The following is a 14596-nucleotide window of genomic DNA, read 5'->3' on the forward strand; positions in this document are numbered from 1 at the left end:
TTCACTCCCCGCACTCCCCTCACATCCGGAAGACGCCGTAGCCCGGCTCGCCCAGCGGCGCGTTGCCGCAGGCCGTCAGTGCCAGACCCAGCACACGGCGGGTGTCCAGCGGGTCGATGACCCCGTCGTCCCACAGGCGCGCGGTCGCGTAGTACGCGCTGCCCTGGGTCTCGTACTGCTCGCGGACCGGGGCCTTGAACGCGGCCTCCTCCTCGGCGCTCCACTGCTCGCCGCGGGCCTCCAGCTGGTCGCGCTTGACCGTCGCGAGGACGGAGGCGGCCTGCTCGCCGCCCATCACCGAGATCTTCGCGTTCGGCCACATCCACAGGAAGCGGGGCGAGTAGGCCCGGCCGCACATCGAGTAGTTGCCCGCGCCGTACGAGCCGCCGATGACGACGGTCAGCTTGGGGACCCGCGTGCACGCGACCGCCGTGACCATCTTCGCGCCGTGCTTGGCGATGCCGCCGGCCTCGTAGTCGCGGCCGACCATGAAGCCGGAGATGTTCTGGAGGAAGACCAGCGGGATGCCGCGCTGGTCGCACAGCTCGATGAAGTGCGCGCCCTTCTGGGCGGACTCGGAGAACAGGATGCCGTTGTTGGCGACGATGCCGACCGGGTGGCCGTGGATGTGCGCGAAGCCCGTCACCAGCGTCGTGCCGTACTCGGACTTGAACTCGGCGAAGCGGGAGCCGTCCACGACGCGCGCGATGACCTCCCGTACGTCATAGGGCGTACGGGAGTCGGCGGGCACCACCCCGTACAGCCCCGCCGGGTCGGCCTTGGGCTCCTCGGCGGGGCGCGCCGTCCAGGGCAGCGGGCCGCGGTCGCCCAGGGTGGAGACGATGGTGCGCACGATGCGCAGCGCGTGGGCGTCGTCCTCGGCGAGGTGGTCGGTGACGCCGGACGTACGGCTGTGCACCTCGCCGCCGCCCAGCTCCTCGGCCGTGACGACCTCGCCGGTCGCGGCCTTCACCAGCGGCGGGCCGCCCAGGAAGATCGTGCCCTGGTTGCGCACGATCACGGCCTCGTCGCTCATCGCCGGTACGTACGCGCCGCCGGCCGTGCACGAGCCGAGGACCGCCGCGATCTGCGGGATGCCCGCGCCCGACATCCGGGCCTGGTTGTAGAAGATCCGCCCGAAGTGCTCGCGGTCGGGGAAGACCTCGTCCTGCATCGGCAGGAAGGCGCCGCCCGAGTCGACCAGGTACAGGCACGGCAGGCGGTTCTCCAGGGCCACTTCCTGGGCGCGCAGGTGCTTCTTGACCGTCATCGGGTAGTACGTGCCGCCCTTGACCGTGGCGTCGTTGGCGACGATCACCGTCTCGCGGCCGGAGACCCGCCCGACGCCCGCGATCACGCCCGCGGCCGGCGCGGCACCCCCGTACATCCCCTCGGCCGCCAGCGGCGCCAGCTCCAGGAACGGCGAGCCGGGGTCCAGCAGCGCGTCCACCCGCTCCCGGGGCAGCAGCTTGCCGCGCGCCGTGTGCCGGGCCCTGGCCTTCTCGCCGCCGCCGAGGCGGGCCGCGGCCAGGCGGGCGCGCAGGTCCTCGGCCAGCTCCTGGTGGGCGGCCTCGTTGGCCCGCCAGGTGTCCGAGGCCGGGTCGGCCGTGCTGCCGAGCACCGGCGCGTGCTCCGTCGGGTCCATCCGCATCCGTCCCCCCGCCTCCGTCGGCTCCATCGCTACGGCCCCCTTCTCACGGCTGCCGCGGACGCCGGGGATCGCCCGGCGGTTAATGGGCGTTAACTTCGTCGCTTCCAGGTTAACGACCACTAACCCGCCTGTCTACAATTAGTTGTATGAGCAGCACACACGTCCCGGCAGCCACCAGCCGACGCGAGCAGATCCTCAAGGAGGCCGCCCGGCTCTTCGCCGAGCGTGGCTTCCACGGCGTCGGCGTGGACGAGATCGGGGCCGCCGTCGGCATCTCCGGGCCCGGCCTGTACCGCCATTTCGCGGGCAAGGACGCGATGCTCGCCGAACTGCTCGTCGGCATCAGCGAACGGCTCCTGGACGGCGGCCGCATCCGCGCCGCGTCCGGCGGCGACAGCCCGTCCGCGGTGCTGGACGCCCTGATCGACGGCCATATCGACTTCGCGCTCGACGACCGGCCGCTGATCACCGTCCACGACCGCGAGCTGGACCGGCTGCGCGAGGCCGACCGCAAGCGGGTGCGCCGCCTCCAGCGCGAGTACGTGGAGCTGTGGGTGGAGGTGGTGCGCGAGGTGTACCCGGCGTGCACGGAAGCCGACGCGCGCGCCTCCGTGCACGCCGTCTTCGGCCTGCTCAACTCGACCCCGCACCTCAGCCGCCCCGGCGCGCTCCCGGGCCGTACGGAGATGTCGGCGCTGCTGCACCGGCTGGCGCGCGGGGCGTTCGCGGCGGTGGGCGCGGACGGAGAAGCGGGCGGGAGCGCGGGCGTGCCCGAGGGGCTCGCCGCCCCCTCGGGCACCTCTGGACAGCCTCGCTGACCGGCGGGTAGCTTTCGGCTGAGCAAGCGCTTAGTCGAGGGGCCGGCCCGGGCCGGCCGGCGGACCTGAGGAGGCGGCGGATGCGTCGTACGGTGTTCAACGAGGATCACGAGGCGTTCCGGGAAACCATCCGCGACTTCATCGCCGCCGAGGTCGTCCCCGTCTACGACGAGTGGATGCAGGCCGGACAGGCCCCGCGGGACTTCTACAAGAAGCTCGGTGAACTGGGCGTCTTCGGCATCGAGGTCCCCGAGGAGTACGGCGGCGCCGGCGAGACCAGCTTCAAGTTCAACGCCGTCATCACCGAGGAGTGCGCCCGGGCCGGCGTCAGCTTCGGCGGCTCCGGCGTGCACACGGCGCTGTGCCTCCCGTACTTCCTCGAATACGCGAACGAGGAGCAGAAGCGGCGCTGGCTGCCGCCCTTCGTCTCCGGCGACATGATGACCGCCATCGCCATGACCGAGCCCGGCACCGGCTCCGACCTGGCCGGGATGAAGACCACCGCCAGGCTCTCCGAGGACGGCACCCACTACGTCCTCAACGGCGCCAAGACCTTCATCACCGGCGGCGTCCTGGCCGACCGCGTCATCGTCTGCGCGCGCACGGCCGCCCCCACCCCGGAGGACCGCCGCGGCGGCATCACCCTCCTGGTCGTCGACACCGCCACCGAGGGCTACGCGGTCGGCCGCAAGCTGGAAAAGCTCGGCCTCAAGAGCTCCGACACCGCCGAACTGTCCTTCACCGACGTCAAGGTGCCCGTCGAGGACCGCCTCGGCGAGGAGGGCAAGGCGTTCTCCTACCTCGGCCAGAACCTCCCGCAGGAACGTCTCGGCATCGCCGTCGGCGCCTACGCCCAGGCCGCCGCCGCGGTCCGCTTCGCCACCGCGTACGTCCAGGACCGCGAGGTCTTCGGCAAGTCCGTCGCCTCCTTCCAGAACACCAAGTTCGTCCTCGCGGACTGCAAGACCGAGGTCGACGCCATGCAAGCCGTCGTCGACCGCGCCCTCGACGCCCACGACGCGGGCGAACTGACCGCCGCCGACGCCGCCTCCGCCAAGCTCTTCACCACCGAGCGCGCCGCCGTCGTCATCGACAAATGCCTCCAGCTGCACGGCGGCTACGGCTACATGCAGGAGTACCCGATCTCCCGCCTGTACGCCGACACCCGCGTCACCCGCATCTACGGCGGCACCAGCGAGGTCATGCGCTCCATCGTCGCCAAGTCCATGGGGCTGTGAGGCTCCGGGCTCCGTAGGCGCCTTCCCCACGCGGGGCCGGCGGGCTGCCGTACCCGGGGCCCGCGCCCCGCACGACCGAAAGCCGCACGCGCGTGAACGACGCCCTCCTCTCCCTGCTCGAACAGCTCGACCTGGAACGCATCGAGCAGGACATCTTCCGCGGCACCAGCCGCGCCTCCGTCGTGCCCCGGGTCTTCGGCGGCCAGGTCGCCGCCCAGGCCCTGGTCGCCGCCGGGCGCACCGTCCCCGAGGACCGCCCGCCACACTCCCTGCACGCGTACTTCCTGCGCCCCGGCGACCCCGGCGCGCCCATCGTCTACACCGTCGACCGCATCCGCGACGGCCGCTCCTTCACCACCCGCCGCGTCGTCGCCGTCCAGCACGGCCAGCCGATCTTCCACCTCTCCGCCTCCTTCCAGGTGTACGAGGAGGGCATGGAACACCAGGAGCCGATGCCGTACGCGCCGGACCCGCTGACCCTGCCCACCGCGGCCGAGATGCTGCCCCGCCACGCCGACCGCTTCCGCGAACCGGGCGTGACCCAGCGCCTCCTGGAGGCACGCGCGGCCGTGGACCTGCGCTACGTGGACGCGCCGCCGTTCGGCAGCGTCGGCGAGCCGCGCGAACCGCGCTCCCAGGTCTGGTTCCGTACGCACGGCAAGCTGGACGGTGACATCGACCAGCCGCTCCTGCACATCTGCCTGGTCACCTACGTCTCCGACATGACCCTGCTGGACTCGGTACTGCTCGCACACGGGCGCGGCGGCTGGGCCGTCGGCGACGTCGTCGGCGCGAGCCTGGACCACGCCATGTGGTTCCACCGGCCGTTCCGGGCCGACGACTGGCTGCTGTACGACCAGGAGTCACCGACGGCCCAGGGCGGGCGCGGGCTGGGCAAGGGCCGCATCTTCACGGCGGACGGGCAGCTGGCGGTGTCGGTGATCCAGGAGGGGGTTATCCGGGTGCCTCGGGGGTGAGGTGGGGGCTGGGGCGGAGCGTTGGTCCGAAGCGGGGGCGTTGGTCCGGTGCCGCGGGACCGAGGAGCTGTTCCGGCCGGGGGCGTTGGTCCGGGGCGGGGGCGTTGGTCCGGCGTTCCGGTCGGGCGGGTGCGCATACTGGATCTTCGTGGACGCTTCGAGAAGTTCTGTGTCTCCGTCTGATCCGTCCGGCTCGTTCGATCCGTCCGGCCCGTCCGACCCGTCCGGCCCGTCCGACCCGTCCGGGCTGGGCGGCCCGCCCGATGCGTCCGGCCCGTCGGCCTCGGACGAAAGCACCGGCACCGTCCTCGTGGCCGCCGCCGCGAACCTCGGCATCGCGGCGGCCAAGGCCGTCGGCGGCGCCGTCAGCGGTTCCAGCGCGATGCTCTCCGAGGCGGCCCACTCCACCGCCGACACCGTCACCGAACTCCTCCTGCTGACCGCCCTCAAGCGCAGCGGGAAACCGGCCGACGAGGACCATCCGCTCGGCCACGGCGGCGAGCGCTACGTCTGGGCGCTGCTCGCCTCCGTCGCCACCTTCGTCGGCGGCGCGGTCTTCGCGATCCACGACGGCATCCACACCCTCACCCACGGAGAGGACCCCGGCGACCCGCTCCTCTCGTACGCCATCCTCGCCCTCGCCTTCCTCCTGGAGGGCGCCTCGCTCCTCAAGGGCGTACGCCAGGCGCGCGGCGAGGCGGCACGTTTCGGCGTCTCCCTGCACCGGTACATGGCACACACCCCGGACACCGCCGTGAAGGCCGTCGTCATGGAGGACTCCGCCGCCCTGGCGGGCCTGCTGCTGGCCGCGGGCGGGCTGCTCGGCGGCCAGCTCACCGGCTCCGGCGTCTGGGACGGCGCCGCGTCCATCTGCATCGGGCTGCTGCTCGTATACGTGGCCTGGGTCCTCGGCCGCAGCAACGCGCGCCTCCTGATCGGCCGCCCGCTGCCCGCGCCGATGCGGGACGCCGTACGGAAAGAACTGCGCGCGGTTTTGAACGTCGTGGACGTACTGGAGCTGGTCACGCTCGTCCAGGGCCCGCGGGAGGTCCTGGTGGCGGCGAAGGTCGACTTCCGGGACGTGGCCACGGCCGGGGAGATCGAGTGGGCCTGTGAGGACGCCGAACAGCGCCTGCGCGCACGCTTCCCGGCGATCCGGCGGGTGTTCCTGGACCCGACTCCGGGGGCCTGCCGGAAGCGACCGGGGGCGGGCGGGGCGGAGGGCTGACCGGCTCGGTCGGCCCACCGGCGGCGGTGGGCCGAACCTTTTTTCATTCGGCTAGTCGGCTAGTCGGCTAGCTGGGTAGTCGGGAGCCGGCCGGTCGGCTGGTCAGTTGGCCGGTCGGTCAGTCGGTCAGTCGGTCAGTCGGCCAGTCGGTAGGCCGGTTCGCCCTCAGCCCACCAACCCCGCCGCGTCCAGCAGGTACGCCGTCAGCGGGTCGTAGTACCGGGGGCTCAGCACGTGATCGTCCAGCGGGATCGTCACCTGGAGCGTGCCCTCCGCCTCGCCCAGGAACAGCGCCGGGTCGTTGCAGTCCGCGAACCCGATGGCGTCCAGACCGCGCTGACCCGCGCAGCCGGCCCAGCCGTGATCGGCCATGACCAGGTCGGGCAGCGCCTCGCCGGCCCGCTCCAGACCGTCCAGCACGGCGGTCATCGGCGCGGGGGAGTGGGTGTGCCACAGCGTCGCGCCGCGCTCCAGCATCGCCACGTCGGCGAACTGGAACACGAAACCTTCGTCCGCCTGCAGCCCGTCCGGTACGACGACGATGTCGCAGCCCTGCGCGCGCAGCGCCTCGGCGGTGGCCCGGTGCACGTCCAGCAGCCCGCCCGGGTGCCCGGTCGCGAACAGCACCCGCTGCCGGCCGGCGGCGGCCTTGCGCAGCCGCGCGGCGGCGCGGTCCAGGGCGTCCACGGTCAGCTCGGGGTCGATGGTGTCCTGGCCCATCCGGTGGTGCGCGTCGTCGTTGACGCCGCACCGCTCGGCCATCACCGCGAGCACGTCCTGCTCGTCGGTCCAGCGGTCCCCCAGCTCCAGTCCGAGCCAGTAGTGGCGGTCTCCGTTGGCCAGCTTGCGGTAGTGGTCGAGGTTGTTCTCGCGGGGAGTGGCGACCTCGCCGGCGATCCGGGTCCGTGCGAGATGGTCGACGAGTTCGGTGCGGCTGGGAGCAGGCGGCAGTATCGGCATGAGCTCATTGTCCCTTGAAGCACCCCGGGATGGACGGGATGTCCATCGACCGGCGCCACATCACCACAAATGTCCATGGGCACCGCGGGTCCCCGCTCCCTACCCTCACCCTCATGACCACCGCACCCGCCGCTTCCGGCGCCTCCCAGGACCCTGTCGGCCCCGTCGACTCCTCCCGCGTCCCCCGCTACGCGGGCCCGGCGACCTTCGCCCGGCTGCCCCGCCTCGACGAGGTGGGCCGTACCGACGTCGCGGTGGTCGGCGTCCCCTTCGACACCGGCGTCTCCTACCGCCCCGGCGCCCGCTTCGGCGGCAACGCCATCCGCGAGGCGTCGCGCCTGCTGCGCCCGTACAACCCGGCCCAGGACGCGTCCCCCTTCGCGCTCGCGCAGGTCGCGGACGCCGGCGACATCGCCGCCAACCCGTTCAACATCAACGAGGCCGTCGAGACCATCGAGGCCGCCGCCGACGACCTCCTGGACACCGGCGCCCGTCTGATGACGCTGGGCGGCGACCACACCATCGCGCTGCCCCTGCTGCGCTCGATGGCCAAGAAGCACGGCCCGGTCGCCCTGCTCCACTTCGACGCCCACCTGGACACCTGGGACACCTACTTCGGCGCCGAGTACACCCACGGCACCCCGTTCCGCCGCGCCGTCGAGGAAGGCATCCTCGACACCTCCGCCCTCTCCCACGTCGGCACCCGCGGCCCCCTCTACGGCAAGAAGGACCTCAGCGACGACGAGAAGATGGGCTTCGGCATCGTCACGTCGGCCGACGTCATGCGCCGCGGTGTCGACGAGGTCGCCGACCAGCTCCGCCAGCGCATCGGCGACCGCCCCCTGTACATCTCCATCGACATCGACGTCCTGGACCCGGCCCACGCCCCCGGCACGGGCACCCCGGAGGCCGGCGGCCTGACCTCCCGCGAACTCCTGGAGATCCTCCGCGGCCTGGCCGGCTGCAATCTCGTCTCCGCCGACCTCGTGGAGGTGGCCCCCGCCTACGACCACGCCGAGATCACGTCGGTGGCGGCCTCCCACACGGCGTACGAACTCACCACGATCATGTCGCGGCAGATCGCGGCTTCGCGCGGCTGAGCCGAAACGCCGCACGGAGGGGGTGTGCGCGGCGCGCAGGAGGCGTCCGCGCACCTGGCGGAGGTGTCCGCACACCTTGCGGAAGGCTCCCGCGCCGAGCCCTCGTGGTCGGCGCGGGAGCCTTCGCCGGGGAAACGTCACTCCTCGTACTCCCGGGATTCCTCGTACTCGCGGGGCTCCTGGTACTCCCGCTCCCGGTGCTCCCGGTGCTCCCGGTGCTCCCGGTGCTCCCGGTGCTCCCGGTGCTCCCGGTACTCCCGGATTGCCGCGAGCACGAGCTCATGGTCGGAGCGCGCCTCCTCCAGGTTGTCGAACTCTCTCCCCGGAGTCACTCCCGTGGCCACTCCCCGGGTGCGTGCTCATCCATGAGCGCGTCGAGACAGGCGCGGACCGGCGGAGTCTCCGTACGGGGGCACCAGGCCGCTTGTACGTGGCGCCGGAGCGGCGGCTCCGTCGGGATGCACCGGACGCCCGCCGGCGCCTGCTGCCGCGCCGCGGTCGGTACGAGCGCGGCGGTCAGGCCGGCCGCCACCAGGGTGAGCTGGGTGGCGTGGTCGCTGATGCTGTAGCGGATCTCCGGCTCGACACCGCGGGTGCGCAGCGCCTGGACGAGCGCTTCGCGCGCTTCCGCCCCCGGTGGGCAGGCCGCCCACGGGATGCCGCCGAGGTCGGCGAGGCGGAGGGCGGGCCGGTCGGCGAGCGGATGGCCCTCGGGCAGCGCCACCTGCGCTTCCTCCGTGATGAGCGTGCGTACGGTGACGCCTTCCGGAATGTGCCGTGGCCGGTTCGACCAGTTCTCGATGAGGAGCAGATCGAGTTCGCCGCGCAGCAGGGCCGGAAGCAGGTCGGCCACCTCGCCGTCGCGCACGGTCGGGGAGAGCCGCGCATGGCGTGTGGCCAGCGTGGCCAGTGTGGCGGGCAGCAGGGTCCGGATGGCGCTGCCCACGGCGCCGATCCGAAGCGGGCCCAGAACCTCGTCGCCCAGGGCGGCCAGATCGCGTTCGGCATCGGACATCCGGGACATGACCGCAGTCGCGTGGTCCGCGAGCACCCGGCCCGCGTGCGTCAGCCGTACGCTGCGCCCCTCCGGTTCCAAGAGGCGGTGCCCGCACTCCCGTTCCAGCTTGCTCAGCTGCTGGCTCATGCCCGATGGCGTGATGTGCAGGGCCTGCGCGGCTCGTGCGATGGAGCCGTGGGTGTCCACCGCGGCCAGGGCGCGCAATCGCTCCAAGTTGATCACGGGCCCAGGGTAGCGACAGATAAGCAGCGGTAACGGGTTGTGGTGACAGAACGTCGCTTTTGTTCATGGGTGGTGGTGGTCAGAGTGGAGGAATGACGATTCAAGGGAGCGGTCGGGGACGGAGTGGGGGCGGCGGTGGGCTGCTCGGGAGCGGTGGCGTGCCGGGAAAGCCCGTGTGGATGGTGCTCATGGGGAGCCTCTGCATCTCCGCTTCCGCCGTCTTCGTCAAGCTCTCCGGTACGAGCGCGGGAACCGCGGCGTTCTTCCGGTGCGCCATCGCGCTGCTCGTGCTGGTCCCGCCGGCGCTCGTGGAACGGCGGGCGGCCGGCCCGCGAGCGTGGCGGCTGCGGCGACTGGACCTGGCCGCGGGACTGCTGCTCGGCATCGACTACGTGTTCTGGGCGGCGGCGATCCACAGCGTCGGCGCTTCCATCGCCACCGTGGTCGTCAACGTCCAGGTGGTGATCTTTCCGCTGCTGGCGCGCGTCTTCTCCCGTACGCCCGTGCCCCGGCGGTTCGTTGTCGCGGCCCCCGTCATGCTGCTGGGGGTCGCGCTGGCCAGCGGAGCCGTCGGCGCTCCGGCGCAGGGCAGCGACCCCGCCACCGGCGCCGTGTTCGGGCTGGTCGCCGGATGCGGTTACGCGGGATACCTCTTCCTGATGCGACTCGGCGGAGGGCAGGGGCACACGGTCGGCCCGGTGTGCACGTCCACCGCGGCCGCCGCGGGGGCCGCCGCCCTGCTCGGCGGAGCCTGGACCGGCATCGACCTCTCCCTCGACGCGCACGCCTGGACCTGGCTGACCGCGCTGGCTCTCGTCGGGCAGGTGCTCGCCTGGCTGGTGATGACGCCCGCGCTGCCTCGGCTGGCGCCGAACGTCGGTGCCGCGCTGCTGCTTCTGCAACCGGTGATGGCGGTCGGGCTCGGGATGGCGGTCGGGGAGCGGCCCACGGCGAGCCAGCTCGGAGGGTGCGCGCTGGTCGTGGTGACGGTGTGGGGCGTGGGGCGCAGGGGAGGGGCACGCGGTGCGGCTCGTACGCCGGGGAGCTCTGTACGAGCCGCACGCCGCCTGAGGGACCGGCGCGCCGCCGACGTCGAAGGCCCGTAAGGACGACAAGGCACGTAAGGACGTCAAAGGCACGTATGGCGGAGCGCGTTGGGCAACAGGAGCGCGTCAGGGAAGCGGCGCGCGGCGCGCGGGGCCGGTTGAGTTGGGTCATCAGTTGGGACATGAGCCGGCACAACCACTCGGGGACCCGGCTCTGGTCGGTCCGGCAGGTTGAGCCGACTCCGCTCGGACCTGCCCCTCCGGGACATGTGCCGCTGGAGGCCGCCCTCCGCGAACCGGACCTACACGGCTCCGCGCACCACCGTCCCGCTCAGCCCCACCCCGCACAGCCTCGTACCGCTCAGCCCGCCTCACCTGGCTTCACCGCACCCGACCTCACTCCACCGCCCCGAAAGCTCCCATCGATGCAGCCTCTGGTTCCAGGCCAGCAGCACGACACCACAACCACCAGCGGCACCACCTCCACCACTCCAACCACCATTCCCCACCCCCGCCTCAACACCTCACACCCCACCCATCCCCACCCCAACAGCCGTAGCCAAGACCACAGCCACAGCCACAGCCACAGCCACAAAATTCAAGCCCCACCCCACGGCACCCTCGCCCCCAAACAGCTCCTCGCCTCCCTCCCGGACGCGCTGCGCAAGCTGCGCCCCAGGGCACTCGTCCGTAACCCGGTGCTGTTCGTCGTGGCGGCCGGCGCGCTGCTCACCACGCTGTCGGCCGTTCTCGTCCCGAGCGTCTTCGCCTGGACGATCAGTGTCTGGCTCTGGCTCACCGTCGTCTTCGCGAACCTCGCCGAGGCGGTCGCCGAGGGCCGTGGCAAGGCCCAGGCCGAAACGTTGCGCCGGACGCGCAGCGACACCGTCGCCCGCCGGCTGCGCGGCTGGCGGGTGGGAATGGCGGAGTGGGAGTACGAGGAGGAGTCCGTGCCGGCCGCGGATCTTCAGCCGTACGACTTCGTCATCGTGGACGCGGGCGCGATCGTGCCCGGCGACGGCGAGGTGGTGCAGGGCGCGGCGGCGGTCGACGAGTCGGCGATCACGGGCGAATCGGCTCCGGTCATCCGCGAGGCGGGCGGCGACCGTTCCGGGGTGACGGGCGGCACGACGGTGCTCTCCGACCGGATCGTCGTACGCATCACCTCCCGCCCCGGGAAAACGTTCCTGGACCGCATGATCGCGCTCGTCGAAGGCACGACCCGGCAGAAGACCCCCAACGAACTCGCGCTCAACATCCTGCTCGCCGCGCTCACCGTCATCTTTCTTCTGGCGGTGGTCTCGCTCCAGCCGATGGCCGGTTACGCGGGCGCCGCCCAGCCGCTGACCGTACTGGTCGCCCTGCTCGTCACCCTGATCCCGACGACCATCGGCGCCCTGCTGTCGGCCATCGGCATCGCCGGTATGGACCGGCTCGTCCAGCGCAACGTACTGGCGCTGTCCGGCCGGGCCGTCGAAGCGGCCGGGGACGTGAACACGCTGCTGCTCGACAAGACCGGCACGATCACGTACGGCAACCGCCGCGCCGACTCCTTCGTACCGCTGGACGGCGTCCCGCACGCCCAACTCGCCGACGCGGCCCAGCTCTCCTCGCTCGCCGACGGGACGCCGGAAGGGCGGTCCATCGTGATGCTGGCGCAGGAGAAGTACGGAATCCGGCCCCGTGCCGAAGGGGAGATGGGGGCCGCGCGCTGGGTGGCGTTCAGTGCGCGGACCCGGATGAGTGGCGTCGATCTGGCCTGGTCGGGCGGGTGTCTGGTGCGCAAGGGCGCCGCCGGGGCGGTACGGGACTGGGTGGCGCGGCTGGGCGGACAGGTGCCGCCGGAGGCGGGCTGGATCGTCGACTCCATCGCGGCGGGCGGCGGTACGCCGCTCCTCGTGGCGGTCGCCGACCGGCACGGCGCGCGGGTGCTCGGCGCCGTCCACCTCAAGGACGTGGTCAAGGACGGCATCGCGCGCCGCTTCGCGGAACTGCGGGCCATGGGCGTCAAGACGGTGATGGTGACCGGCGACAACCCGCTGACCGCCCGCACCATCGCGGCGGAAGCCGGTGTCGACGACTACATCGCGGAAGCCACGCCCGAGGTCAAGCTGGCGCGCATCCGGCAGGAGCAGGAGGGCGGCAACCTCGTCGCGATGACGGGCGACGGCACCAACGACGCGCCCGCGCTCGCCCAGGCGGACGTGGGCGTGGCCATGAACACCGGCACCTCCGCCGCCAAGGAGGCCGGGAACATGGTCGACCTGGACTCCAACCCGACCAAACTCATCGAGATCATCGCCGTCGGCAAACAGTTGCTGATCACACGCGGCGCATTGACGACATTCTCGATCTGCAACGATGTGGCGAAGTACTTCGCGATCGTGCCCGCCATGTTCACCGCGGCCTACCCGGGGCTCGGCGCGCTCAACATCATGGGCCTGCACAGCCCGACCTCGGCCATCGCCTCGGCCATCATCTTCAACGCGCTGATCATCGTGGTGCTGATCCCGCTCGCCCTGCGCGGCGTCCGCTACCAGCCGGCCTCCGCGCACGCCCTGCTCCGGCGGAACCTCGGGGTGTACGGACTGGGCGGCCTCGTCGCGCCCTTCCTCGGCATCAAACTCATCGACCTGGTCCTGCAGCTGGTGCCGGGCATCTGACCCGGTTGCTCCTCAGTTGCCGGAGCACGTGATCACTGCGGACCTTGCAGCACGTGATCGCTGTGGCGTTGCCGTCGGGCTCGAAGGATCGCACCGGGCCGGTCGTTGGAGGACCGGCCCGGTGGCGGCGCTTCTACGGGACGTACCCCGCCGACGGCTCCGTCGGCGCAGGCTGCTCGGAGGGGGCCGACAGGCCGGAGGGGGCCGACGGGCCGGGCGGCGTCGGCGGCGGCCACGGAACATCGGCGAGTGCGGGAATCAACTGTTCCTCCTCGTACGCGAGGTGCGCGCCCAACTCCTCCGACATCCGCGCCAATTCGGTGCGGAAACGTTCCGGGTCGGCGTTGCCGATATCCGCGAGAAGGCCGAGCAGATCGTTCTGGATACGGGCGATCGTCCGGTGTTCGTCCTGGAGGCGGTCGAGGGCGGGGCGTAGTTCGGGGTGGTAGCGGGCGACGGCGGGAAAGATGTGCGCGTCTTCGCCGGTGTGGTGGAACTCCAGGCTCTGACAGAACGCCAGACAATGCTGCCGGATCTGCAACCCGAGCCCCGGCGCCGGCGGCTCGCCCGGCCCCTGATGGGCCGCGCGCGCCGCGAGGTGGGCTTCCGCTTCTTCGCGTACGTGCCGCAACTGCGCGCGCAGCCACGTGTGCACCTGTACGAGCTTGTCCGCGAGCGAGGCCACCGTACGCGGATTCTGCCCGTCCGCTTCCTCGTACTCGGGCTCGGCGGGCTCCAGCACCACGACCGGCAGGGTCCGCGCGGTACCGGCCTGGTACTCCGCGTACCCGGGAGCCACCCGCACCACCTGCGCGAACAGCCGGTCGCGGCGCTCGCCCTCGGCGGGCACCGCGATCGCCTCGTACGTCTCGGTGCCCATCTCCACCTGTACTTGGGGGTGTGCGAGCAGATTGCGGTACCAGTCGGGGTGGCGCGGCGCGCCGGCGTTGGACCCGACGATCAGCAGCAGCCCGCCGTCGCGTACGCAGCCGAGGGGCACGGTGTGCGGCTTCCCGGACGTGGCGCCGGTAGTGGTCAACAGGAGGAGGTCGCTGCCCTCGAAGGGGCCACCGACTTTTCCACCGTTGGCCCGGAACTCTTCGATCACGGATTGGTTGAAGGACTGGGACATGCTGGTGTGCGCTCCATAAGCGTGATCCGCGGGCTGCCGCCGGGCAGGCCTCGCCTTCGGGGCGCAGCGACCGCGGTAAGGACGAAAGGGGATGGGGGAAGAGTGGGAAGGGGGAGGCGGACGGCTGAGGGCAAAGGGAATGAGCCCGCCCACAAGGAATGGCGGAACAGCCGGAACACGCCGAATGCACGAGATACGTGGAAGGCGGCGCGCGGAGTACGCAGAACGCGCGAAGGAACGGTCATGCAGCACCTGACGCGCTCAGCGCGTCGGCGTCAGACCCTGCCTGGGGAGTATGAACTCATGGCGTAGTCCTTCAAGAAGGTGCGTCGCCCGACTGCCGGTCGGCCCACTGCTCTTTGACCGACGTCACGCGCACACGCGTTCATCATAGTTCCGCGCGCCGACGCCCCGTCAACCGCTCAACCGCTCAACCGCTCAACCGCTCAACCGCTCAACCGCTCAACCGCCCAGCCACCCGGCCTCCCCCACTCCCTTCACCCTCTCCACTCGCCTCGTGCCCCTCACACCCCGAGCGCTCCC

Annotated in this window: 12 protein-coding genes; 7 read left to right on the plus strand and 5 right to left on the minus strand. The window is 71.8% G+C overall.

What is annotated here, in order from left to right:
* Nucleotides 1–19 precede the first annotated feature (19 nt).
* Entirely contained in the window at nt 20–1645 is a 1626-nt protein-coding gene (locus ACFV57_RS31180; RefSeq protein WP_385239173.1) for a carboxyl transferase domain-containing protein, read from the minus strand.
* Nucleotides 1646–1797: 152 nt separating this feature from the next.
* Here ACFV57_RS31180 and ACFV57_RS31185 point away from each other — a divergent pair, with 152 nt between their 5' ends.
* From ACFV57_RS31185 to ACFV57_RS31200, 4 genes are all read left to right on the plus strand, one after another.
* Complete coding sequence (locus ACFV57_RS31185) at nt 1798–2469, plus strand: TetR/AcrR family transcriptional regulator (RefSeq protein ID WP_385239069.1); 672 nt, start codon at nt 1798–1800, stop codon at nt 2467–2469.
* Between the two features lie 80 nt (nt 2470–2549).
* Nucleotides 2550–3707 (plus strand): acyl-CoA dehydrogenase family protein, encoded by a 1158-nt coding sequence (locus ACFV57_RS31190; RefSeq protein WP_385239071.1) that lies wholly within the window; start codon nt 2550–2552, stop codon nt 3705–3707.
* A 92-nt stretch (nt 3708–3799) separates the two neighbouring features.
* On the plus strand, nt 3800–4684 hold the full coding sequence (locus ACFV57_RS31195) for an acyl-CoA thioesterase (protein WP_385239073.1): 885 nt from the start codon (nt 3800–3802) through the stop codon (nt 4682–4684).
* A gap of 247 nt (nt 4685–4931) precedes the next feature.
* Complete coding sequence (locus ACFV57_RS31200; protein WP_385239175.1) at nt 4932–5912, plus strand: cation diffusion facilitator family transporter; 981 nt, start codon at nt 4932–4934, stop codon at nt 5910–5912.
* A 165-nt stretch (nt 5913–6077) separates the two neighbouring features.
* On the opposite strand, the gene ACFV57_RS31205 is transcribed toward ACFV57_RS31200, so the two are convergent.
* On the minus strand, nt 6078–6872 hold the full coding sequence (locus tag ACFV57_RS31205) for a phosphatase (protein ID WP_385239075.1): 795 nt from the start codon (nt 6870–6872) through the stop codon (nt 6078–6080).
* A gap of 113 nt (nt 6873–6985) precedes the next feature.
* Between ACFV57_RS31205 and speB the strand changes: the two genes are divergently transcribed.
* Complete coding sequence (gene speB / locus ACFV57_RS31210) at nt 6986–7972, plus strand: agmatinase (protein WP_385239077.1); 987 nt, start codon at nt 6986–6988, stop codon at nt 7970–7972.
* A gap of 137 nt (nt 7973–8109) precedes the next feature.
* Here the strand turns inward: speB and ACFV57_RS31215 are convergent, their stop codons facing one another.
* Together ACFV57_RS31215 and ACFV57_RS31220 are read right to left on the minus strand one after the other, a co-directional pair.
* Nucleotides 8110–8304: a hypothetical protein gene (locus tag ACFV57_RS31215; protein ID WP_385239079.1), complete on the minus strand. Its 195-nt coding sequence runs from the start codon at nt 8302–8304 to the stop codon at nt 8110–8112.
* Entirely contained in the window at nt 8301–9212 is a 912-nt protein-coding gene (locus ACFV57_RS31220) for a LysR family transcriptional regulator (RefSeq protein ID WP_385239080.1), read from the minus strand. The genes ACFV57_RS31215 and ACFV57_RS31220 overlap by 4 nt, the downstream gene beginning before the upstream one ends.
* 158 nt (nt 9213–9370) lie before the next feature.
* On the opposite strand from ACFV57_RS31220, the gene ACFV57_RS31225 reads away from it, so the two are divergent.
* Both ACFV57_RS31225 and kdpB read left to right on the plus strand, forming a co-directional pair.
* Nucleotides 9371–10318 (plus strand): DMT family transporter, encoded by a 948-nt coding sequence (locus tag ACFV57_RS31225; RefSeq protein ID WP_385239082.1) that lies wholly within the window; start codon nt 9371–9373, stop codon nt 10316–10318.
* Between the two features lie 365 nt (nt 10319–10683).
* Nucleotides 10684–12921 (plus strand): potassium-transporting ATPase subunit KdpB, encoded by a 2238-nt coding sequence (gene kdpB, locus ACFV57_RS31230; protein WP_385239084.1) that lies wholly within the window; start codon nt 10684–10686, stop codon nt 12919–12921.
* 133 nt (nt 12922–13054) lie between these two features.
* Here the strand turns inward: kdpB and ACFV57_RS31235 are convergent, their stop codons facing one another.
* Nucleotides 13055–14053: a nitroreductase/quinone reductase family protein gene (locus tag ACFV57_RS31235; protein ID WP_385239086.1), complete on the minus strand. Its 999-nt coding sequence runs from the start codon at nt 14051–14053 to the stop codon at nt 13055–13057.
* Nucleotides 14054–14596: the final 543 nt, after the last annotated feature.

This window comes from Streptomyces sp. NPDC059788 (genome assembly GCF_042732265.1).
Taxonomy (GTDB): domain Bacteria; phylum Actinomycetota; class Actinomycetes; order Streptomycetales; family Streptomycetaceae; genus Streptomyces.